At 69.0% G+C, this 20,490-nt stretch carries 22 protein-coding genes; 13 read left to right on the top strand and 9 right to left on the bottom strand.

Going from position 1 to position 20,490, the window contains the following annotated elements; all coding sequences use genetic code 11:
• Positions 1-23 precede the first annotated feature (23 nt).
• Positions 24-1,301 carry a hypothetical protein gene (locus OG906_RS33730; RefSeq protein ID WP_329447813.1) on the top strand — a complete coding sequence of 426 codons (1,278 nt, stop codon included), beginning with the start codon at positions 24-26 and terminating at the stop codon, positions 1,299-1,301.
• A 95-nt stretch (positions 1,302-1,396) separates the two neighbouring features.
• Positions 1,397-2,620 (top strand): hypothetical protein, encoded by a 1,224-nt coding sequence (locus OG906_RS33725; RefSeq protein ID WP_329447812.1) that lies wholly within the window; start codon positions 1,397-1,399, stop codon positions 2,618-2,620.
• A gap of 7 nt (positions 2,621-2,627) precedes the next feature.
• Here OG906_RS33725 and OG906_RS33720 read toward each other — a convergent pair whose 3' ends face one another.
• Positions 2,628-3,380, bottom strand: coding sequence for a TetR/AcrR family transcriptional regulator (locus OG906_RS33720; protein ID WP_402301407.1), 753 nt, complete (start codon positions 3,378-3,380; stop codon positions 2,628-2,630).
• A 441-nt stretch (positions 3,381-3,821) separates the two neighbouring features.
• Between OG906_RS33720 and OG906_RS33715 the strand changes: the two genes are divergently transcribed.
• Positions 3,822-4,040: an RICIN domain-containing protein gene (locus OG906_RS33715; RefSeq protein WP_329448207.1), complete on the top strand. Its 219-nt coding sequence runs from the start codon at positions 3,822-3,824 to the stop codon at positions 4,038-4,040.
• Between the two features lie 76 nt (positions 4,041-4,116).
• A complete protein-coding gene (locus OG906_RS33710; protein ID WP_329447811.1) occupies positions 4,117-5,055 on the top strand; it encodes a helix-turn-helix transcriptional regulator in 939 nt (312 codons plus the stop codon).
• 1,505 nt (positions 5,056-6,560) lie between these two features.
• Here OG906_RS33710 and OG906_RS33705 read toward each other — a convergent pair.
• Positions 6,561-6,695, bottom strand: a complete 135-nt coding sequence (locus tag OG906_RS33705) for a hypothetical protein (protein ID WP_329447810.1) — start codon at positions 6,693-6,695, stop codon at positions 6,561-6,563.
• A gap of 213 nt (positions 6,696-6,908) precedes the next feature.
• Positions 6,909-9,032 carry an MMPL family transporter gene (locus tag OG906_RS33700; RefSeq protein WP_443067439.1) on the bottom strand — a complete coding sequence of 708 codons (2,124 nt, stop codon included), beginning with the start codon at positions 9,030-9,032 and terminating at the stop codon, positions 6,909-6,911.
• Between the two features lie 58 nt (positions 9,033-9,090).
• On the opposite strand from OG906_RS33700, the gene OG906_RS33695 reads away from it, so the two are divergent.
• A complete protein-coding gene (locus OG906_RS33695; RefSeq protein WP_329447809.1) occupies positions 9,091-9,570 on the top strand; it encodes a MarR family winged helix-turn-helix transcriptional regulator in 480 nt (159 codons plus the stop codon).
• Between the two features lie 255 nt (positions 9,571-9,825).
• Here OG906_RS33695 and OG906_RS33690 read toward each other — a convergent pair whose 3' ends face one another.
• Positions 9,826-10,734: a SigB/SigF/SigG family RNA polymerase sigma factor gene (locus tag OG906_RS33690; protein ID WP_329447808.1), complete on the bottom strand. Its 909-nt coding sequence runs from the start codon at positions 10,732-10,734 to the stop codon at positions 9,826-9,828.
• Positions 10,735-11,007: 273 nt separating this feature from the next.
• Here OG906_RS33690 and OG906_RS33685 point away from each other — a divergent pair, with 273 nt between their 5' ends.
• From OG906_RS33685 to OG906_RS33665, 5 genes are all read left to right on the top strand, one after another.
• Positions 11,008-11,214: a hypothetical protein gene (locus OG906_RS33685; protein WP_329447807.1), complete on the top strand. Its 207-nt coding sequence runs from the start codon at positions 11,008-11,010 to the stop codon at positions 11,212-11,214.
• Between the two features lie 477 nt (positions 11,215-11,691).
• Entirely contained in the window at positions 11,692-13,290 is a 1,599-nt protein-coding gene (locus OG906_RS33680) for a SpoIIE family protein phosphatase (RefSeq protein ID WP_329447806.1), read from the top strand.
• The gene (locus OG906_RS33675) at positions 13,287-14,150 is read left to right on the top strand and encodes a cobalamin B12-binding domain-containing protein (RefSeq protein WP_329447805.1); all 864 of its coding nucleotides are present in this window, start codon (positions 13,287-13,289) and stop codon (positions 14,148-14,150) included. The genes OG906_RS33680 and OG906_RS33675 overlap by 4 nt, the downstream gene beginning before the upstream one ends.
• Positions 14,147-14,620, top strand: coding sequence for an STAS domain-containing protein (locus tag OG906_RS33670; RefSeq protein WP_329447804.1), 474 nt, complete (start codon positions 14,147-14,149; stop codon positions 14,618-14,620). The genes OG906_RS33675 and OG906_RS33670 overlap by 4 nt, the downstream gene beginning before the upstream one ends.
• 66 nt (positions 14,621-14,686) lie before the next feature.
• On the top strand, positions 14,687-15,211 hold the full coding sequence (locus OG906_RS33665) for a MarR family winged helix-turn-helix transcriptional regulator (RefSeq protein WP_329447803.1): 525 nt from the start codon (positions 14,687-14,689) through the stop codon (positions 15,209-15,211).
• 351 nt (positions 15,212-15,562) lie between these two features.
• On the opposite strand, the gene OG906_RS33660 is transcribed toward OG906_RS33665, so the two are convergent.
• Positions 15,563-15,754, bottom strand: coding sequence for a hypothetical protein (locus tag OG906_RS33660; protein ID WP_329447802.1), 192 nt, complete (start codon positions 15,752-15,754; stop codon positions 15,563-15,565).
• 317 nt (positions 15,755-16,071) lie between these two features.
• A complete protein-coding gene (locus OG906_RS33655) occupies positions 16,072-16,233 on the bottom strand; it encodes a hypothetical protein (protein WP_037792689.1) in 162 nt (53 codons plus the stop codon).
• A 191-nt stretch (positions 16,234-16,424) separates the two neighbouring features.
• On the opposite strand from OG906_RS33655, the gene OG906_RS33650 reads away from it, so the two are divergent.
• Positions 16,425-16,598 (top strand): CsbD family protein, encoded by a 174-nt coding sequence (locus OG906_RS33650; RefSeq protein ID WP_329447801.1) that lies wholly within the window; start codon positions 16,425-16,427, stop codon positions 16,596-16,598.
• 80 nt (positions 16,599-16,678) lie between these two features.
• Here OG906_RS33650 and OG906_RS33645 read toward each other — a convergent pair whose 3' ends face one another.
• The 3 genes from OG906_RS33645 to OG906_RS33635 form a co-directional block, all read right to left on the bottom strand.
• Positions 16,679-17,122 carry a DUF2267 domain-containing protein gene (locus OG906_RS33645; RefSeq protein WP_329447800.1) on the bottom strand — a complete coding sequence of 148 codons (444 nt, stop codon included), beginning with the start codon at positions 17,120-17,122 and terminating at the stop codon, positions 16,679-16,681.
• Between the two features lie 51 nt (positions 17,123-17,173).
• Positions 17,174-17,569: a DUF2267 domain-containing protein gene (locus tag OG906_RS33640; RefSeq protein ID WP_329447799.1), complete on the bottom strand. Its 396-nt coding sequence runs from the start codon at positions 17,567-17,569 to the stop codon at positions 17,174-17,176.
• Between the two features lie 202 nt (positions 17,570-17,771).
• On the bottom strand, positions 17,772-18,206 hold the full coding sequence (locus OG906_RS33635; RefSeq protein ID WP_329447798.1) for an Hsp20/alpha crystallin family protein: 435 nt from the start codon (positions 18,204-18,206) through the stop codon (positions 17,772-17,774).
• 130 nt (positions 18,207-18,336) lie between these two features.
• Here OG906_RS33635 and OG906_RS33630 point away from each other — a divergent pair, with 130 nt between their 5' ends.
• Positions 18,337-18,999, top strand: coding sequence for an HSP18 transcriptional regulator (locus OG906_RS33630; protein ID WP_329447797.1), 663 nt, complete (start codon positions 18,337-18,339; stop codon positions 18,997-18,999).
• 253 nt (positions 19,000-19,252) lie between these two features.
• Positions 19,253-20,425, top strand: a complete 1,173-nt coding sequence (locus tag OG906_RS33625; RefSeq protein ID WP_329447796.1) for a PP2C family protein-serine/threonine phosphatase — start codon at positions 19,253-19,255, stop codon at positions 20,423-20,425.
• Positions 20,426-20,490: the final 65 nt, after the last annotated feature.

Here is a 20,490-nt window from a genome sequence, read left to right as displayed (position 1 = left end):
CGCTCTCCACACCAGGAGCCACGTTGTCCGTCAACGCCTCGCCCTTCCGCGTCGCAAGCATCGTCACCGCCGCCTGCGCCGCCTCGCTCGTCCTGTCCGTCGTGCCCGCCCACGCCGACAGCATCCAAGCCTCCGGCGCCACCGTCTCCTCGACGGGATCACTGGGCAACAACGCCGGCCCTGGCGGCAAGGTCTCCCGCAGTCAGGCCATATCCAGAGCCCAGGTGTGGGTGGACGAACAGGTCCCCTACAGCGCCAACGGGCTCGTCTCCCCTTACAGCTGGTGGGCCGACAGCCGTACCGGGGGCCGTTACCGCCAGGACTGCTCCGGCTTCGTCTCCATGGCCTGGCAGCTCAACTACAGCCGCACCACGTGGGACCTGCCCGATGTCTCCACACAGATCAGCAAGTGGGATCTCCAGCCCGGCGACATCCTCAACAGCAACGATCACGTCGTTCTCCTCGCCGGCTGGCGCGACAAATCGGCCGGCACCTTCAACTATTACCAGGAGAGCAGCCGAAGCCGGCCGACGAACTACAACACCGACGGCAACCTGTACGGCTCCAGCCTCGCCTCGCACCCCACCAGCAGCTACTCCGCCCTGCGCTACAAGAACATCACTGAAGACAGCGCCGCCGGCGACGTTCCGGTGGCGGGTAACTGGGATGGCGGTCAGGCAGCCAACGTCGGTGTCTGGCGCGACGGGAAGTTCCACCTGCGCTACGACGACGGGACCGTCGCCTACGTGGACTGGGGCCAGGCCGGCGACCTCCCCGTCTCAGCGAACTGGGACGGAGCGGGCCCCGACAACGTCGGCGTCTTCCGACCCTCCACCGGCAAGTTCCACCTCCGCATGGACGACGGAAGCCTCACCATCCTCGACTGGGGCCAAGCCGGCGACCTCCCCGTGGCCGGCAACTGGGACGGCGGCACCGCCGCCAACATCGGTGTCTGGCGCGCCGGAACCTTCCACCTGCGCAACGACGACGGCTCCATCAACAAGATCGACTGGGGCCAGGCCGGCGACCTCCCCGTAGCCGGCAACTGGGACGGAACCGGCCCCGACAACGTCGGCGTCTTCCGACCCTCCACCGGCAAGTTCCACCTCCGCATGGACGACGGAAGCCTCACCATCCTCGACTGGGGCCAAGCCGGCGACCTCCCCGTCGCAGCCAACTGGGACGGCGGCAACGGAGGCCCCGCCGCCAACATCGGCATCTGGCGCCCCTCCCAGGGCCGCTTCCACCTCCGCAACGACGACGGCACCCTCACCAACCTCGACTGGGGACAGCCCAGGTAAGCCCTCCCCGGGGGCCACGCGCACCACACCTCCCGGCCATGCGCCCTGCCTGATGAACCGTCACTGCTACCCATCGAAGTGGACAGAGCCTCACCATGATCCGAACCCGACGCAGATACATAGCAGGCGTCACTGTCGCCGCCGCGCTGACCGCCGGCCTCGCCGCGAGTCCAGCGCATGCGCTTCTTCCCAATCGGTCCTGCGGAACCATCACCGCCGCCGACTCCACGGCCGCCGCGAACCTGAACAAGGTGCTCACCGGCAAGATGGCCCACGCGATGACCGCCTACAGGTTTTCCTGCGCACGGGCGATCGTCGAAGCGACCCGCGCCCGCGGATTGTCGGAGCGCGCCTCCGTCATCGCCGTCACCACCGCCATCGTGGAATCGGTGCTCGAGAACAACCCGAACAGGCTCGACCACACCAGTGTCGGGTTGTTCCAACAGCAGGACTGGTGGGGCAGCTTCGAGGAGCGGCTCGACCCGGCCTACGCCACGAACGCCTTCCTCAATGCCATGGTCAAGGCCTACCCGAACAACTCCTGGCAATCCCAGCCGATAGGTGTCGTTGCCCAGAAGGTCCAGGTCTCGGCCTACCCCGACCGCTACCAGCTGGAAGCGGGGGACGCCCAGCGCATCGTCGACGCCCTGAAGACCGGCGACATTCCGGTGGCGGGTAACTGGGATGGCGGTCAGGCAGCCAACGTCGGTGTCTGGCGCGACGGGAAGTTCCACCTGCGCTACGACGACGGGACCGTCGCCTACGTGGACTGGGGCCAGGCCGGCGACCTCCCCGTCTCAGCGAACTGGGACGGAGCGGGCCCCGACAACGTCGGCGTCTTCCGACCCTCCACCGGCAAGTTCCACCTCCGCATGGACGACGGAAGCCTCACCATCCTCGACTGGGGCCAAGCCGGCGACCTCCCCGTGGCCGGCAACTGGGACGGCGGCACCGCCGCCAACATCGGTGTCTGGCGCGCCGGAACCTTCCACCTGCGCAACGACGACGGCTCCATCAACAAGATCGACTGGGGCCAGGCCGGCGACCTTCCCGTAGCCGGCAACTGGGACGGAACCGGCCCCGACAACGTCGGCGTCTTCCGACCCTCCACCGGCAAGTTCCACCTCCGCATGGACGACGGAAGCCTCACCATCCTCGACTGGGGCCAAGCCGGCGACCTCCCCGTCGCAGCCAACTGGGACGGCGGCAACGGAGGCCCCGCCGCCAACATCGGCATCTGGCGCCCCTCCCAGGGCCGCTTCCACCTCCGCAACGACGACGGCACCCTCACCAACCTCGACTGGGGACAGCCCAGGTAGTCCGTTCTCAGCCCTTGTCCGGTGCGTCCCCCGAAGGCGCGCCGGACAAGGACGTTCCGGACAGTCGGGTGTTCAGGCCGTCGAGGACGATGTCGAGGCCGTTGGCGAACTTGAGGTCGCGGATCGCGACGGGGTCCAGGTCGGCGGTGGCGTTGTGCTCATCGGGGCCGTGCCCGCCTTCGGCGGCCGTGGGCTCCAGGAGCCGGGCCAGGAATTCGGCTTCGGTCTGCCCCGAGCGGGCGACTGTGGTCAGCCATGCGGACTCGGTGGTGCTCATGCCGATGGAGTAGGAGAAGAGGGCATCGACCGCGGTGTGCGGATCGGCAAAGCCTGTGCGGGTCAGCAAGTTGAGCAGGCGCTCGATCACGGACGCCAGGTTGGGGCCGAGGTAGGCGAGGCCCGCTTGGCCCAGTTCAGCGCACACCCAGGGGTGGCGCAGGGCCGTGGCCCGGAATGAGTCCGCGCATGTGGTGACCGCGTTTCGCCAGCTTCCTTCGATGCTCTCCGGCACGACGACTTCCCCGAGGACCTCGTCCACCGCCAGTTCCATCAGTTCGTCTTTGGTGGCGACGTGCCGATACATGGAGGTGGCACCGGCGTTCAGCCGGGCACCCAGCTTGCGCATGCTCAGAGCCTCGATGCCGTCCTCGTCGAGCATCGAGATCGCCTCGCGAACGATCGCGGCCCGGTTGAGAGCGGGCGACCGGGGCGATGACGTGGGGCGTGTCCACACCGAGGGGATGCGGTCCTTCTCTACCACGGTCTTCCTCCTGTGCGCACGGTGTTCGCATGAAGGGTACAGGTGGCGACTGTGCGCAGGGCGATGGAGGTGGGGGTGGGTGAGTGTCGGGCGTCTCGGGGCAGGTCCCGCTCCATGCGATCGAAGTTGCGCACGGTGTTCGCACTTAAGTACAGTGTGCACATCCGTCGGGGGCCTGCACGGGGGAAGAGATGGACAAGGCTCCCGACGGAATCGACTCAGCGCGTCGCGTTGATTTGTGAGCCTCTGCAACAAATGACCTTGAAGCGCGATTTCGCTACGCAGCGGCGCGTCTTCGACGTTTGGCGCGGGGGCTGCAGTTGAGAGCTGCGGCGGTGGCCGCCGAAACAGAAGAGGTCGACCGAGTCGGTCTGACTAAACCGCGTCATCGACCCGCCACGCCTATGCCTTTCCCGGAAAGAGGTATATTCCGTGTCCAAAATGAAGCGCTCTGCCCTCTTCGGCGGCACCCTCGCCACTGCTGTCACATTTGCACTTGTGCTCGCTCCGGCCTCGACTGGCATTGTCGACCAATTCCGCAACACCCACAGTGGCAAGTGCCTTGAAGTGGGAGGGCGGAGCCTCAACGACGGCGCCACGGTGAACCAGTGGACCTGCCCTGGTGGCGCCAACCAGAAAATGGAACGGCTAGCACTGTGACGGATTCGTGTACGAGATGCGGCCAATGGTCTGGGGGGATCCGATGCTGGAAGTGTTGGGGCTGACCCATTCATCCATGACGGTGTATCAAGTCATGTTGGACCACCCGGGCTACAGCATCGACGAAATCGCTGCGCACTGTGCCCTGATACCCACTCAAGTGCACGACCACCTTGACGAGCTGAGTCGGCTCACGCTCGTACGGGCCTCAGCTGAACACCCCGGCCAACTGCGCGCGGTCAGCCCCGGGATCGGCCTGGCCGACCTCCTTGCCGGCCAGGAGGCCGAACTCGCCGCCCGCCAGGCCCAGCTCGTCGCGTCACGCGCCGCCGTCACCCGCATGGTCGCCGAACGCGCTGAGCACCACGCGAACCAAGGCGAACGCCTGCACGGCATGGACGCCATCCATGACCGTCTGGAACTCATGGGCCGCGCCGCCACCACCGAAGTCCTGAGCAGCCAACCCGGCATCCAGCGCCCCGAGGACCTGGCCGCCAGTCGCCCCTCCGACACCGTGGCTCTCGGCCGCGGCATCACGATGCGCACCCTCTACCAGGACACAACCCGAAACCAACCCCACATCACCACCTACGCTCACTGGCTCCTCAGCCAGGGCAGCGAGGTCCGTACCGCCCCCACGATTCCCCAGCGCATGGTCGTCGTCGACCGCACCCAGGCCCTGGTCCCCATCGACCCCGCCGACACACGTCGGGGCGCCCTCCACGTCACCGAACCCGGAATTCTCGCCGCGCTGCTCGACTTCTTCGAACAGGCCTGGAGCACCGCCGTTCCCCTCGGCGTCACCCGCCCCGACGACCCCCAGACCGGCATCACCCCCACGGAACGCGAGGTCCTGCGCCTACTCAGCACCGGCCTCACCGACGAAGCGGTGGGCCAGCGCCTCGGAATCTCCTCACGCACCATCGGACGTCACATGTCCTCGATCATGGAACGGCTCGGCGCCGGCAGCCGCTTCGAAGCCGGAATCAAAGCGGCCCACAAGGGCTGGCTCTGATCGGCGTCGCTCATGCCCATGGACAGGCTGATGGGGCGTTCGTATGCCGTGGCTCCTGACCCGGACGGGATGAACACGGCACATGGGGAACCCAAGGAAGCCGTGTTCCGATCACCCACGCCCATAGGCCAACGTCCCGGCCGGCGCCTTGCCTGAATCCTCTACCCGCCTGCTGGCCGAAATCCGTAAGCGGGCCTATCCCTCGGTCCGCCCCCCACACCAAGCGGACGCGGCTGACACAGGATTCTCTCGACGGCCGCTTCACCAACCTGCCCCGGCGTCTATAGGGAGCATGCTGTCCTGTTTCAGGTGGATCAGTGTGACAACTGATTCCAGAGGTTGGTCTGTTTGACTGCGTTCAGGGGTCTCAGGGGCAAGATCTGACGGTGAGGAGTGACTCCATCTTGGACCCACGAGCGACCAACATTTCGGCCGTTCCGGATGGTGCTCGATCTCCCGGACGGCGGTTCAAGCCGGTCCGAGCTGTGGCGGTAGGGCTCGCGACGCCCGCTTTGGCGAGCGTGAAAGCATGCGGCCATGCTCCTCCCCCATTCCGATAGCCACTACGCGATCACGGCGATGTACTCCGTACCCGATGACGCCTGATACCTGGAACTGGAGCTCGCCGCCGAGCAACTCCAAGGATTTCGGACACCGCGCCGGTTCCGTTCTATATCTATCCCAGCTCGTCAATACGGAGAAGGGTGATGTAGTGGCGGGTGAGTAGCCAGGTCTCAGTCACGAGGCCTTTGAAGCGGTCGGCGTCGCCTTCGGAGCGGGTGGGGTGCACGAGATGGTGCGAACCCAGGTGACCGTGTCCGGTCCGTCCATGACCGCGCCCCGCTCGACCGGGCTTCCGGCGGGAGACGCACGGCTGCGGCATCTCCCGCTGACTCCTGCCCTGTTACTGACGATCACGACCCGCTGGGAGGTGTCTGCGATGCAGCTGTCGCTGCCGGCGGCATCGATTCCGCGGCGGTGGCCCGGTGACGCCCGTCGTTGGCAGTGACCGAGGGAATCCGGTGGTGCGGACCCGTGGCCGGCCGAAGCTGGGGACGGCCGGCAGTGCGAAGCCGAGGGCAGCCGCTGTGAGATGGCCGACTGTGGTGAAGTCTGGCGGCGGTCCGCTCCAAGCAGCGCCGCCGAGAGGCCAGGCGAGGCGGTGTTCTCACCGAGGCCGGCCAGGTACGCGGCGAGGAGTGCAAGGCCGCCGTGTTCGCGGATCCGGTCCGTGCGGTGGGACGGCAGGGGCCACTGGCGGGAGCCGACCAGGAGACCCGCCTGCGTCTCGGGCAGCACGCCCTTGACGGCCCCGACGATCGTGGCGGGCGCGAGCCGGTTCACGCCGAGCTGCGCCGGCGTCTTCCGCCCGGTCGCCGAGGCGGTGGCCACCCGCTCCGGAGCCGGTCTCCGTGCACGGAGACCGGCTCCGGAGCGCGCCGGGACAGTGTGGCGGTGCCTACCTCACCCACTGCGGGCGTGGCGTGAGCACCGCCCATCAGTGGTCAGGCCGGGTCGCAGTAGAACTCGCCTGCCGCCCCGGGCCAGTCGCAGCCTTCGGCGTGGCTGACGCCGACCGAGCCGAGCGAGACGAGTACGGCCATGGCCACCACCGTCAGAGCCTTGCGAAGTGCCGTCACGGAATTCCCCCCATGGACGTGCGCGCAGCCGGGCCGGCTGCGTCAGCAATGAAGTGAGGGCCGGAACGTGGGCTACCGAAGACATGGTTCAGCCAACCAGCCCCCGGCCCCAGCCCCGGGCACGCTCAATCCCTCGGCAACGGACCCCAGGAACGTTTCACGTCCCCACTCGCCGGCGGCACCCACGAGTCGACGCCCCCCTGCTGCGCGCGGTCACCCGTGTGATGCGGTCTCGGCTTGTCGGTCGGCGACCGGGGTGGGGCGGGTGAGTGTGCTGGGCCACCAGGCTCGGGGGCCGATGTCGAGGACGAGTGCGGGGACCAGCAGGGACCGTACGACGAGGGTGTCGAGCAGGACGCCGAAGGCGACGATGAAGGCGATCTGCACCAGGAAGGCCAGGGGGATCACCGTCAGGGCGGCGAAGGTCGCGGCGAGGACCACTCCGGCGGAGGTGATCACTCCCCCGGTGGTGGTCAGTCCCCGCAACACGCCCTGGCGTGTGCCGTGGAGCAGGCTCTCCTCCCGTACGCGGGACATCAGGAAGATGTTGTAGTCCACGCCGAGGGCGACGAGGAAGACGAATCCGTAGAGCGGGACGGAGGCGTCCGTGCCGCTGAAGCCGAGTACGTGCTCGAAGAGGAGGGCGGAGACGCCCAGCGTCGCCAGGAAGTTCAGCGCGACCGTGGCCACCAGGAGGACGGGCACGAGGACTGAGCGCAGCAGTCCCATCAGGATGAGCAGGATGATGGCGAGGACCACGGGAACGATGATGGTGCGATCGCGGGCCGCGGTCTGCTGGGTGTCGTACTGCTGGGCCGTGTAGCCGCCGACCTTGGCGTCGGCTCCGGGCACGCCGTGCACCCGTTCGCGCAGCCGATGGAGGGTTTCCTTCGCCGTGTCGCTGTCGGCGGCGGCCTGGAGCGTGGCGTCCAGGCGGATCCGGCCGTCTTTGACGAGCGGATCGACCGCGCCGGGGCGGCCTCCGCCGGTGAAGGGGCGAACACCCGCGACCCCGGGGGTACTCTCGGCGGCTGCTCGGACCTCGGCGGCCTGTTCGGCGTTGGCGATGATGACGGCCGGGTTGCCCGAGCCGGCGGGGAAGTGCCGGGCAAGGGTCTGCTGGGCGCTGACGGACGGTGCGTCGTTGACGAAGATCTCGTCCAGCGGGACGCCCTTGGACGAGAGGGCCGGGGAGAACCCGGCCAGGATGAGGAGCAGGAGGGTGGTGGAGATCCACACGCGTCGCGGTGCGCGGTCGATCAGTGCGGCGATGCGCTTCCATACCCGGTGGCCTTCGGCGGTGGCGTCGGCGGGCTTGGGTGCGGCCGGCCAGTAGGCGGCGCGGCCCAGCAGAGCCAGGGCCGCGGGCAGGAAGGTCAGGGTGGCGGCTACGGCGCAGACGATGCCGATCGCACCGACCGGTCCCAGCGCGCGGTTGTTCGTCAGGTCGCTCGCCAGCAGGGCCAGCAGGCCGAGCGCCACGGTCCCCGCGCTCGCGACGATGGCTCCGGCGGATCGGCGCACGGCGGCGAACACCGCCTGGAGGCGATCGCCTCGGGCGGCGAGCTCCTCGCGGAAGCGCGCCGCCAACAGCAGGGCGTAGTCCGTCGCGGCTCCGATCACCAGGATCGACAGGATCCCTTGGACCTGGCCGTCCACGCGTACCGCGTCATGGTCGGCCAGCACGTAGACCACCGCGCAGGCCAGGCCGAGCGCGAAGACCGCGCTGATGATGATCACCAGGGGCAGCAGGACGCTGCGGTAGACCAGCAGGAGGATCAGCAGCACTGCGGCCAGGGCAACGCCCAGCAGGAGTCCGTCAATGCCGGCGAACGCGTCCGACAGATCCGCCTGACTGGCCGCGGGGCCTGCGATCTGCACCGAGGTACCCGGGACTCGCGCCGTCGCCTCGCGCACTTCGTCCAGCACCGTCGGCAGTTCGTCACCGAGGTCCGGCGCGAGCGGCACCACGGCCTGCATCGCCTCGCCGTCGTCCGAGACGATGGCCGGTGAGGGCGAGGCGGCGATGCCCGGTCGGCCGGCGAGGGTCTCGACCGCGCGCCTCGCGGCCTGTCGTTGATCGGCGGTCATCGGGGCGGTGTCCGTCTTCCACACCACGATGGCCGGAACCGAGGCCGAGGTCTCGAACGCCTTGCGGGCCTGGAGGACCTTCGTCGACTCGGCGGCGCGCGGGAGGAACGCCGCCTGGTCGTTCGTGGCGACCTCGCCCAGCTTGCCCGCGTACGGACCGAGGGTCCCGCCGATGCCGAGCCAGACGAGCACCAGCGCCAGCGGCACGGCCCAGCGGACCCAACGAGGAGCACTTCTCACTGCCATCCCTCACTTACCTCAACAAGAAAGTATCTCAATCATCAAGAGATCTTATGCTGAGTCCATGCCCGATGCAGCCGCCCCGACCTCGCCATCCCCGTCCGACGACCCGACCGGGTTGCAGGCATTCGCCGTCCTGTTGCGCCGGATGAACGCCGAGTTCAACCGCATTGCCCAGGAGTTCGCCCAATCCCATGGACTCCACCTCACCGACGTCCAGGCCCTGATCAGCGTCCTGGACGCGGACGGCGACATGACGCCCGGCCGACTGGGCAAGCAGATGAACCTCACCTCGGGCGCCGTCAGCGCATGCCTGGATCGCCTGGAGAGGGCCGGGCACGTCCAACGCGTCAGGTCAGCCGACGACCGCAGAGTGGTCCACGTGCACTACGCCCAGGCAGGAAGAAGGGTGGCCCGCGACTACTTCCGCCCGCTCGCCACGAGCACCGACACCGTCCGCGGCCGCTTCACGCCCGACGAGCTCGACGTGGTGGTCCGCTTCCTCGCCGAAATGAACCAACAACTCGCTCTCGTACGACGGTGAACACCCCATCCGCCGAGCTGCCTCAGCGCATTCTGCCGCCAAAACGGAGGAAATGGCACGGCCGCTCGGCGGCCCAGGCCGGCCGATGTCCCGTGCGGACGAACTCCCCGACTGGTCCTGAGGACCCTGGTGGCAGCCCAGGTCTGCCACTCCCGCCCAAGACCAGCCGCCGAATCGCCGTGATCGCTCAACCCCTGGGTGATCGCAAAGGCGGTGCGCCGCCGATCAGCTTCGCTGTCATGGCGTAGCCGACTTCTAGGCGGCGAGCATTCCGGTGCGCAGTCGGGTCAGGGTGCGGGTGAGGAGTCGGGAGACCTGCATCTGGGAGATGCCGAGTTCGATGCCGATCTCCGCCTGGGTCATTTCCTGGCCGAAGCGCATGGCCAGGATGCGTCGGTCGCGCTCGTCGAGTGACTGGAGGAGGGGTGCGAGGGTGTGGAAGTCCTCGAAGAGCTCCATGTCGGGGTCGACCTCGCCGACCGTTTCGGCGAGTGAGCGGCCCTCGGTGTTCCCCGAGGTTCGCTGCTTGGAGCTGGTGGCGGCGTCGATGGATCCGCTGGTGTACCCGTTGGCCGCCACCAGGCCTTCGATGATGTCTTCCTCGGGGAGTTCGAGGTGCTGGGCGAGTTCCTTGACGGTAGGGGCCCGACCGAAGACCTCGGTCAGTGCTTCCTGGCTCTTGGCGAGTTCGGTGCGCAGTTCCTGGAGGCGGCGCGGGACGTGGACGGCCCAGGTGGTGTCGCGGAAGTAGCGCTTGATCTCGCCGGTGATGTAGGGGAGGGCGAGGGTGGTGAACTCGACTTCCCGGTCGGGGTCGAAGCGGTCGATGGCCTTGATCAGCCCGATCGTGCCCACCTGGACGATGTCCTCGATGTCGATGCCGTCGCCGGCGCGGCCTCGGAATCGGCGGGCGGCGAAGTGCACCAATGAGATGTTCATCTCGATGAGGGTGTTGCGCGTGTACTGGTATTCGCGGGTTCCCTCTTCCAGAGCCCGCAGCCGGACCAGGAACAGGCGGGAGAGTTCCCGGGCGTCGGCGGGCGCCACCTGACGGGCGTTGTCAATGTGGGGAAGGTCCCGTGCGTGCTGCCCGCTTCCGGGTGCGGCGGACCTCGGGGTCTCCACCGCGCTGGTGGTGTTGGTGCTCGTGGCGGTCTGAGACATGGATCCGTTCCTCCCCTGGGCAGACGACGTGTGCGCCTTCGTGCCCGCACAACCGTGATTCAAACCTCGGCCGGCGTGCGAGCCCACGTCCGGTGCCCGAAGCGGTGAGTCGTGGCATGACGCGCATGGCCATGGGCAGGCGATGACGGTATGAACGCGTCCCAGAAGCCGATGACAGCCGCGGCTCAGGATCCCGCGAGAACCGCGGTCACGTGAGCGTCGCGGCACCCGCCGCTCCCGCCCCCGGCGGCGCCCGCGCCCGGCTCGGCCCGCGTGCCGACCTCCGCGGCGGCGGCCCGTGCCGGGGTTTGCGATCTGCTGCGGCGCGCGGGAATCAGTCTGGACAGCGTCATTGCCGCCGACGCGCTCGACCAGCCGGGCGGCTACGGATGGCCGCTCATCGAGCGCCTCACCGAGCGCGTCGACGTTCGCAGCCACGGTGGTGGCAAGACGGTCAGCGCCGAACTGCGGCCGGCCTGACCGCTCCCCCACTGCGCGACGCCCATGCCGCGGCGGCAGCGAGCCGGCAGTGTCGCATTGCGGGGTGCGAGGAATCCCACGGCGAGTACGACCGGCCAACTGTCCGCTTGGTCCGTTTCATGTGAGCCGTGGGGTCTCTCCTCAGGTTCTTCACATGCCGCCCCAGGCGCCTCGGCGACTGCATCGTAAGAAGCCTGCCGCAGGTCCTTGACCTGCGCCTTCCCTCGGGTGTGGCCGCTCCTCGCGTGTGGAGCGACAGCGTTGATGCGGTGCCCTTTGACCTGACGCCACGGGCGAAATGCCTGTTCGGGGCGGGTATCGGTGAGGGGCGGGGTTGCAGGGGAGGGGGCGCATGGACGATGGTTGCCGCACGGCAATACATCGATCGGATGAGGTGAGGGGTTCGCGTAGCGGGCCTTCCTGGTTGTGACTTCCACCCAGCAGGCCCTTGGCGCGAGCGCTGACGCTCCGTCCCACATGGCATGGACGCACGTGCCCTACCCCGTCCTGATCGCGGACGCCTCGGGCACGGTCCGGCACGCGAACCCGCAGGCCACCCGAGCGTTCCCCGACCTCCGCTCCGGTGGTCCCCTGACCGGAAGCGTGCCTTCCTGGCTGGCTGACGGCCATGCGCGCCGGGTGACAGCGGGACGCGATGAGGACACGGTGTTGTCGGGTCAGGTGGGAGAGCGGAGCTTCGAGGCTCATCCCACTGTGCAGGACGACGGGGACGTCGTGTGGTGGCTCGTGGACGACACCGACCTGCGGTCGGCCCGTGAGGACCTGCGGGTGGAGCGTGAGCGGACCGCGTTCCTCGCCGAGGCCTCCAACACCCTGCTCTCCTCCCTGAACCTGGAGCGGTGCATGGAGGTGACCGGTCAACTCGCGGCGGAACATCTCGCGGACGCCGCGCTGGTCATCGCGCCGCGCAGCGGAAGCCGACTGCCGGTCGTCACCTGCCTGCGCGATGGCGCACCGAGGCGTTCCTGGTGGGACGCGGGCCCGGAGGAGGTTCCTGGTCTGGCCGAGGCGCTCCAGGGCTTCCCGCCCGTTCCCTCACAGTGGATCGAGCCCTCGTCCGCGCCGGACTGGGTGGTTCCCGAGGGGTTCGGCCCGGTCGGTTCGATCGTCGTGACGCCGCTGCCCGGGCACGGTGTGCCCGCCGGTGCGTTGATCCTTCTGCGGCGCAGTTCGGGGGCGGTGTTCAGTGAGGGCGAGGAGGTCATCGCCCGTCTCTTCGCGGCCCGCGCCGGTGCCGCGTTGTCCGCGGCCCGCCTGTACGCGGAGCAGTCCTCTCTTTCCCAGACCCTGATGCAAGACCTGTTGCCGCCGGTCCTGCACCAGATCGCGGGGGTGGACTTCGCCGGCGGCTACCGTCCCTCGAAGGACAACGAGCGGATCGGCGGCGACTTCTACGACGTCCATCCCGGCAAGGCCGAGGGCGACGCCTCCTTTGCCGTGCTGGGCGACGTCTGTGGCAAGGGGCTGGAGGCCGCTGTCCTGACGGGCAAGATCCGCAACACGCTGGAGGCACTGCTGCCGATGGCCGACGATCATCAGCGGATGATCGACCTCCTCAACGGTGCGCTCCTGAACTCGCACCACACCCGTTACGCGACGCTCGTGATGGCCTCGGCGGTGCGCGAGGCGGGGTCGGTGCGGCTTCGGGTGACCAGCGCCGGGCATCCGCCCGCCGTGATCGTGCGACGTGACGGCGTCGTGGAGGAAGCGGCCTCGCGCGGCACTCTGGTTGGTGTTTTCCCCAAGGCTCCGGCGACGACCACGTGGGAGACCTTGGCGCCCGGTGAGTTCTGTGTGCTGTTCACCGACGGTCTCACCGAGGCCCGGGGCGGACCGCTGGGTGAGGAGATGTTCGGTGAGGAGCGGTTCAGGCGGGCGTTGTCGCAGTGTGCGGGAATGCCGGCCGAGGTGATCGTGCGGCATGTGCAGATGCTCGTCGGCCAGTGGGTGGGGTCGGGGCCGCACGACGACATGGCCGTCGTGGTCATCGGCGCTCCCCGCGCGCACCACCTCAGCGCGGTGGGCGGCCATACCCGGGGCAGGTTCACCTCATGAGCCTCATGGCCACCCCCTCGCGCGAGCACCGAATCGATCTTCTGTGGGAGGCGGTCTGCCATGGTGAGGAGCAGGCGGCCATAGACGCGGTGTTCGGCGCGCTGGAGGACGGCATACCGGCGGAGCGCGTCCTGTTGGAGCTGATCGCCCCCGTCCAGCGCAGGGTCGGCGAGGAGTGGGCGGCCAACCGCCTCACCGTCGCCCAGGAGTACGCCGCGTCCGCCGTCAACGACCGGGTCATCGCCGCTCTTTCCCGCCGCCCGGCCGCACACGCCGCGATCACCGCGGTCCAGGCCACCGGCACCCCGGTTCTGGTCGGCGGGGCGGCCTTCGGCCGTGACGGCCAATATGCTCGGCTGCTCGGCGCCGACGCCTGGGCACCGGACGCGAGCTCCGCCGCGGATCGACTCGACGAGGGGCCCCTTGCTCTGCCCGCGCCCGCGCACCAACCCCTCGACGACCTGCCGCACCTGATCGACCAGGAGTACACGCTGGTCGCCCGGACCCGAAGCGCCCTGGTGCGCGCTGTCATGGACGCGCTCGCGGACCGTTTCCCGGCCATGCGCGATGACACGGCCGCGCAGTTCGAGCACACCGCCGAGGACATCGCGCACATCGTGGACTCCCTGGCCATCGCCCTCTACACCGACGACCCGGAACTCCTGACCGACTTCCTCGCCTGGACGGCGGGCCTCCTCACCGCCCGCGGCGTCCCCGCCCACTCGCTCGTCCCGGCCCTGCACATTTTGAGCGAACAGCTCAAGGACTTTCCCCGGGCCATCCTCATGCTCGACCAGGCCGCAGACCGCCTCACCGGGGCAGGGTCCGTGATCGCCTCCGACTCCAGGACCACCGTATGACGCCGCCGCACGGTTTCGACTCCACCCCGTTGCACCTGATCCCCTGCCACCGCGCCGATGAGGACGTACTGCGCCTGGAGGTGCACGGGTTCCTGGACTTCGACAACTCCGAGGCCTTCCTGACCGCCGTCACCGCGCACCTCGCCGACACCCCCGGCCTACGCTCCCTCCACCTGGACTGCGGCGGCCTGGGCGGCATCGACTCCATGGGCCTGGCCATGCTGCTGATGCTCCACCGCCGCACCACCGCCGCGCACGTCACCCTCCACCTGGAGGCCCGCACACCCGCCCTGGACCGAATGCTGACCATTACCGGCGCCCTGGACCACCTCGTCCCCCGCGGCCCGGGCCAGACCGGCGCTCACGCCGAGCCCCAACGCATGGCATATCGTCATACGTCAGAGGACGGCGCACCCCTGGAGAACCCCGGCCGGCAGCCACACCCGACCGGGCCCGACACCCGTACCTGACGCCCGACCATGCGCACACCGACAGCCGGAACCCACCACACCCAACCCCTCGGACGGGGAAAACGCATGCCAGAGAGCACCCACCACACCCCCGACCCCGTCCACGCCGCCGCCCGTCAGGCCGGCCGCATCGTCGAACTCCTCGACATCCTGTGGGAGCAGGCCCGCAACGACATCCCACCCCCCTACGTCCCCGTCTCCCAGCTCCGCGTGATGTACATCGTCGAGAGCGAGGACCGGATCCGCATGCGGGCCCTCACCCGTCTCCTGTCAGCAGCGCCGCCCTCGGTGTGCCGCCTGGTCGACCGCCTCCAGGCCCTCGGCTTCATCGAACGTCTTCCCTGCCCGGACAACGGCCGCGAGGTCATGCTCTCCGTCACCGGCGCGGGCCGCGAACATCTGGCCCGGATCCGCGCCTGCCGCGACGAACTCCTGATCGAAGCGCTCGCCACCATGCCCTTCCACCAGCGCACCGCACTGACCGATGTCCTCGCGGGATTGCAGGAAGCCCTGGTCAAGACGCCCATGCTCCTCGTCGGCCAGGACACCGGACCCGCCCCGAAGCCGCACGAAGCGGCCGAAAGCGCGTAGCACGAAGACCCGCCTGTTCGACGGCGTGCGTCAGGCAAAGCCCCACTTCAGGGTCGGAGTGCGGGCGCCCGGTCTACGGCGGAGGCGCGCGCCTGAGGCCCCGGATGCCGAGGGGCCCTCGACCTCGGCCCCCTACGAAGCACTAAGGGTGCCGGGCCGAGCAGGTCTTCGGGGTCGCGCTGAGCCTTGGGGGTGCTGATCATGAGTGCCTCGATGTGTCGTCGTGGCGGTCGGCATGTGTGACCGAACGACACGTGGGTCGTTCGTGTGCCGACGTGGGGGTCGCCTCCGGTCCTCGGGGCGGGCCCGCCTGAACCGGCGGGCCGCCCCGAGACGTATCTGCCGGCCAGGTCAGCGGGCCTGGTGCCGGACGCCCTGCTGATGCGGAATCTCGGTCAACTGCGGTGTGCGGGAACGGCGGTGGCCCGCCACCCGGCGATGGCCCGGGACGGGGTTGGTCCGCGCCGGGGCGCTGGGGGCCAGGATCAGCAGCACGATGGGCACGAGAACCGCGACGAGGATGAGCACGGTAACGAGGGTCATGTTCCTGCCTTCCGTCGGGTACTGACTACCTGTAGCTACTTGGTGTAACCAAGATGCCAGGCCGTAAACACCCACCGTGACGGAAAGCATCGTGAGTCGACGTGCGCGGCAGGCCGGCACAGCGTTGGACCTGTGGAGGGGCGGCGCGTCCAGTACGGCTGTTTCGCGCGAAGGACTGAGTGTCGAACAGCCGCCGGACCCGGTAGGCCCGTCCTGGGCTTCACGCTGCCTCCGGACGTGACGGAGGGGCCCACCCCTGGTGGAGGGGTGGGCCCCGTGGGCCTTGTGTCGGTACGTGAGCCAGTGGGCCGGAGCCGCTACCAGCGGTACCAGCGGCCGCTGCCTCCCTTGGGGCGGGCGACGAATCCGATCAGCCAGAGCACCAGCACGGCGATCGCGACCCACCAAAGGATCTTCACCGCGAAACCGGCACCGAAAAGGATCAGAGCGAGCAGAAGAACAAGAAGCAGGGGAACCATGATGATCAACCTCCGAAGCGTCTCGTGCCCGCACATTCGGGTCTCACACCCAGCTTTCACCTGTGCCACCCGGACACGCTTACGTAGGGGGCGGCTTGTGATCTGAAAGGGGAGACCAGGTGTTTGGCGAGGGCAATAGTGGCCACAAGGGGCTCTGTAAGCCTTTTCTATCGTGCAGGGAGTGATCGGCTGTGTCTGGTGAGCAGAAGACCGAGGCAAAGGGCGAGCAGGCCAAGGGCAAGCTCAAGGAGACCGCCGGCCGGCTGACGGGCAACGAGCGCCTCACCGCCGAAGGGCGCGCCGACCAGGCGAAGGGCGACGCCCGCGAGGCCAAGGAAAAGGTCAAGGACACGTTCAAGCACTGACCTTCGCCGAAGGGGCTCGGACCGCAACCGCGGTCCGGGCCCCTTCGCGTGTCCGCGGGCGGCCGCCCGTCGGGTCGGATTCAGGCGGCCAGCTGGGGCTGTCGCAGTTGCGCCTGACCGAACAGGAGGGCGTAGCCCTCGGGGAGTCGGTGCAGGATGCGGGCCAGGAGGTCGGGTCCTGCGAGGGAGGCGACGGCTGCGAGGACGGCGCCGGTGTCCCAGCGGGCGACCGCCGGTGTGCCGCCGGTGCGGGTGGCAAGGTCTTTCACAAAGCCCCAGCCGGTGAGCTGTTCGGCATCCGGTGCCGAGGCGGTCAGGATGAGGGCGGCCTCGGTGGGCAGGCGGTGCGCGAGGTCGACGCGTTCGTCGCCGGTGATCTGCCTGCCGAGTGCGGTCAGGACGGCGTGGACGGCCTCTTCGGCGCGCTCTCGGGTGGGGTAGGCGCCCTCGTAGCGCACGCGTTCCAGCATCTGATCGAACGTCATGGCGATGGAGGGCCGGTCGAGGCGAGGCTGGTCGTACATGGCGGTGCGGTTGCCTTTCTCTTCGAGGGTTCGACGCGGGCTGTGGCGGAGTCAGGTGGGCTGGGGGTGGCCGAACAACAGGTCGTAGCCCGGAGGGAGCTGGAGCAGGACGTCGCGGGTGAGGACGTCGCCCGCGGCTGCGGCCGTCGTAGACAGGACGCCGCCGATGTCCCACAGGGCCGTCTGCTCGGTGGCGCCCTCGATCCAGGCCGCGGCGGCCCGTACGAATCGCTCGGGTGGGAGAGGTTCGGCGGCCTGCAGGGGGTTGAGGAGGACCAGGGCGTAGGACTCGGGGAGCCGTGCGGCGAGGTCGGCACGGACCGTTCCTGCCAGGTGTGCGCCCAGCAGGGCCAGAACGACGCGGGCGACCCGGTCGGCGTCTTCCGGCGTTTCGTACTCGCCACGTTCCTGGACGTGGGCCAGGAAGGATTCCCTTCGCATCGACATCACGTCACCTCCGGGGAAGGAGTGAGAGTGAGAAGCGGCGGAGACCGAGACCGGCAGCGCCGGGGCCGAGAGCCCGGGCATCCCCGAGGGCCGGCGACCTGTCAGCTGGAGGTCTGCCGGTCGCCGGCCTCGCGGTGGATGCCCGACCCGCTGCCGCAGGGGTCCGGTTCGTGGCCCCCGCCGTGCTTCACAGGAGGCAGGTTCAGCCGGAGATCTGCTTGTGGTCGTCGGCTCGGCCGATGCTGATCTTGCGGGGCTTGGCGCGCTCGGCGATCGGGATCCGCAGGGTCAGGACACCCGCGTCGTAGTCGGCTTCGATGCGCTCGGTGTCGAGGGTGTCGGCCAGCATGACCTGGCGGGAGAAGACGCCCAGGGGCCGCTCGGAGAGTTCCATCTGCACGCCGTCGGACTTGCCCGAGGGGCGACGTTCGGCCTTGACCTTGAGCATGTTGCGCTCGACGTCGATGTCGATCGCCTCACGGTCCACACCGGGGAGGTCGAAGGCGATCACGTAGACGTCACCGTCGCGGTAGGCGTCCATCGGCATCACCGACGGCTTCGACCACGTGCCCGACGTACCCGACAGCTGCTGGACGATCCGGTCCATCTCGCGGAACGGGTCAGTGCGCATCAACATCGCGAAACACCTCCACTTGGTTCAGGCAGAAACTGCCAATGCGCTTCAACGTGCATCCGTTGTAACATGTCATCGAAACGATGACAAGTGAGACGTCATCTGGAGGATGACGCGACCAAGGGAGAGCTCCATGAACGAGGCCGCCCCGCCCGCACCGGTCACCTTTCTTGCCGCTGCCGCGGCATTGGAGGCCATCAGCAAGTCCGTGGACGAAGCAAAGCAATCCGCGGGAACGCCAACGGCCAAAGGGCCGCTGTCGGTTGAATCCGGCCCGCACCCCGCGTTGGCCGCGCTGCTGACGCTGCGCGAGATCCGCGAGCAGCTCGCCGGGTGGGAGAGCGCGCTGATCGAAACCGCCCGGGATCAGGGCGCGAGCTGGGCCGACCTCGCCGGCCCCCTCGGCGTCGCGAGCCGCCAGGCCGCCGAACGCCGCTATCTGCGCCTGCGCCCGGGCACCGCGGGCAGCACCGGAGAGCAGCGCGTCCAGGCCACCCGCGACTCCCGCGCCGCCGATCGCACCGTGACCGCCTGGGCCCGCGACAACGCCGCCGACCTGCGCCGCCTCGCCGGCCAGGTCAGCGCTCTCACCGACCTTCCCGCCGGCTCCGAAAGCGCCATGGGCGACCTGAATCAGGCCCTCGCCGACAACGACGCCGCCCAACTCGTCCAACCCCTGGCCGACACCCGGGCCCACCTGCGCCCCGAGGACTCCGATCTCGCCGACCGCATCGACATCATGACCTGGCACACCGACCGACTCCGCCAGGACAGCCACGACCAGCGCAGTACCTGACCTGACCGACGCGTTGGGCCCACCCTTCAGCGCGGCGCACGGACCGCCTCGTCGCCCGAGGCACACGAGGGACCGCCGGTCGACCGCCTCCCCGCGGGTGACAGTCGGCGACCGGCCATGACGGGTCCCGGGCGGACGCATCCGAACAGGCCTGTGCACGCGAAGATAGTGCCTTGGCCTCGAACCCTGTGACCCCCGGTTCCCCGGTGTGTCCCCGCCCGATCCACCCCCTCTCGAAGAAATGATCCCGCCCATGACGAACTTCCTCGCCGTTGAGCGTGCCTTGCGCACGGCCGCGCCCCACGACCTTCTCCGGTCGATCCGCGCCGCCTTGATGGAGCACTACCACGCGATCGAGGTCGACCTCCTCATGGCCGACTACAGCCTCACCGTGCTCCAACCGGTGACCGCACTGCCCCACACCGCCGATCCCCTGCCCGTACAGGCCAGCCCCGAGGGCCGGGCCTTCGGCAGCCAGGAGCCGTACGAGCAGTCCACGGCACAGGACGGCGCCGTGGACCTCCACCTGCCGGTGACCGTTCGCGGTGACCGGATGGGGATCCTCACCGTGCGGATGCCCGAGGACGCGTGCACCCCGGAGACCGTCGGTGAGCTGACCGACCTGGCGGAACTCCTGGGGCACGAGATCGTCGTGGCCGAGCGCGACACCGACCTCTACCTCCAGGCCCGGCGCGCCAGTCGACTCACCCTGGCCGCCGAGATGCAGTGGCAGCTTCTGCCCGCGCGAGCGTGCGCCCGCCCCGAGTACGCCATCGGAGCCCAACTGGAGCCCGCCTACGACATCCACGGCGACAATTTCGACTGGTCGACCACCGCCGAGACCCTCACGCTTGCCGTCACCAACGGAATGGGCGAAGGCATCCAGGCCTCACTTCTGACCAACCTCGCCATCAACGCGCTGCGCAACGCGAGGCGAGCCGGGGTCGACATCGCCGACCAGGCGGCGCTCGCCGACCAGGCCATCTACGGGCAGTACCGCGGACACCAGTACGTATCCACCCTCCTGCTGTCCTTCGAGCTGGCCACCGGACGAGGCCGAGTCGTGGACGCCGGCTCTCCCCAGCTGTGGCGCTACAGAGACAGATCCGTCGACCGCATCGAGTTCGAAGCGCAACTCCCCCTCGGAATGATCGAGGAATCCGACTACACCGCGCAGGACTTCCAGGCGTTGCCCGGCGACCGCCTGATCTTCGTCAGCGACGGCGTGTACGCGGCCGCCCGCGAAGGCGGGGAAACCTACAGCGAACGCGCCCTGGCCCGGGCGATCCACGCCACCAGCCTGCTCCCGGCCGCAGCCGTGCCCCGCGCGATCCTCCAGGAACTGGCCGCCTACCGCGACACCGACCCCGACGACGACGCCCTGGTCCTGTGCATGGACTGGTTCGGCAGGCCCTCCCCAGCCTGACCGGCTGCCACAGCGCAGCGCGCCAGGTCGGCCGGGCGTCCGGTCCCGCCCGCTCGAACTCGGCG

Origin of the sequence: Streptomyces sp. NBC_01426, assembly GCF_036231985.1 — a bacterium.
In the GTDB taxonomy this organism is placed as follows: domain Bacteria; phylum Actinomycetota; class Actinomycetes; order Streptomycetales; family Streptomycetaceae; genus Streptomyces.
This window is presented reverse-complemented; position numbering and strand designations above follow the sequence as displayed.

What these genes read in the sequence shown, in the direction of transcription:
- OG906_RS33725 (WP_329447812.1), top strand. Translation starts at nt 1,397, where the DNA reads ATGATCCGAACCCGACGCAGATACATAGCAGGCGTCACTGTCGCCGCC.
- OG906_RS33715 (WP_329448207.1), top strand. Translation starts at nt 3,822, where the DNA reads ATGAAGCGCTCTGCCCTCTTCGGCGGCACCCTCGCCACTGCTGTCACA.
- OG906_RS33710 (WP_329447811.1), top strand. Translation starts at nt 4,117, where the DNA reads ATGACGGTGTATCAAGTCATGTTGGACCACCCGGGCTACAGCATCGAC.
- OG906_RS33700 (WP_443067439.1), bottom strand. Translation starts at nt 9,032, where the DNA reads ATGGCAGTGAGAAGTGCTCCTCGTTGGGTCCGCTGGGCCGTGCCGCTG.
- OG906_RS33695 (WP_329447809.1), top strand. Translation starts at nt 9,091, where the DNA reads ATGCCCGATGCAGCCGCCCCGACCTCGCCATCCCCGTCCGACGACCCG.
- OG906_RS33690 (WP_329447808.1), bottom strand. Translation starts at nt 10,734, where the DNA reads ATGTCTCAGACCGCCACGAGCACCAACACCACCAGCGCGGTGGAGACC.
- OG906_RS33680 (WP_329447806.1), top strand. Translation starts at nt 11,692, where the DNA reads ATGGCATGGACGCACGTGCCCTACCCCGTCCTGATCGCGGACGCCTCG.
- OG906_RS33675 (WP_329447805.1), top strand. Translation starts at nt 13,287, where the DNA reads ATGAGCCTCATGGCCACCCCCTCGCGCGAGCACCGAATCGATCTTCTG.
- OG906_RS33670 (WP_329447804.1), top strand. Translation starts at nt 14,147, where the DNA reads ATGACGCCGCCGCACGGTTTCGACTCCACCCCGTTGCACCTGATCCCC.
- OG906_RS33665 (WP_329447803.1), top strand. Translation starts at nt 14,687, where the DNA reads ATGCCAGAGAGCACCCACCACACCCCCGACCCCGTCCACGCCGCCGCC.
- OG906_RS33660 (WP_329447802.1), bottom strand. Translation starts at nt 15,754, where the DNA reads ATGACCCTCGTTACCGTGCTCATCCTCGTCGCGGTTCTCGTGCCCATC.
- OG906_RS33655 (WP_037792689.1), bottom strand. Translation starts at nt 16,233, where the DNA reads ATGGTTCCCCTGCTTCTTGTTCTTCTGCTCGCTCTGATCCTTTTCGGT.
- OG906_RS33645 (WP_329447800.1), bottom strand. Translation starts at nt 17,122, where the DNA reads ATGTACGACCAGCCTCGCCTCGACCGGCCCTCCATCGCCATGACGTTC.
- OG906_RS33640 (WP_329447799.1), bottom strand. Translation starts at nt 17,569, where the DNA reads ATGTCGATGCGAAGGGAATCCTTCCTGGCCCACGTCCAGGAACGTGGC.
- OG906_RS33635 (WP_329447798.1), bottom strand. Translation starts at nt 18,206, where the DNA reads ATGTTGATGCGCACTGACCCGTTCCGCGAGATGGACCGGATCGTCCAG.
- OG906_RS33630 (WP_329447797.1), top strand. Translation starts at nt 18,337, where the DNA reads ATGAACGAGGCCGCCCCGCCCGCACCGGTCACCTTTCTTGCCGCTGCC.
- OG906_RS33625 (WP_329447796.1), top strand. Translation starts at nt 19,253, where the DNA reads ATGACGAACTTCCTCGCCGTTGAGCGTGCCTTGCGCACGGCCGCGCCC.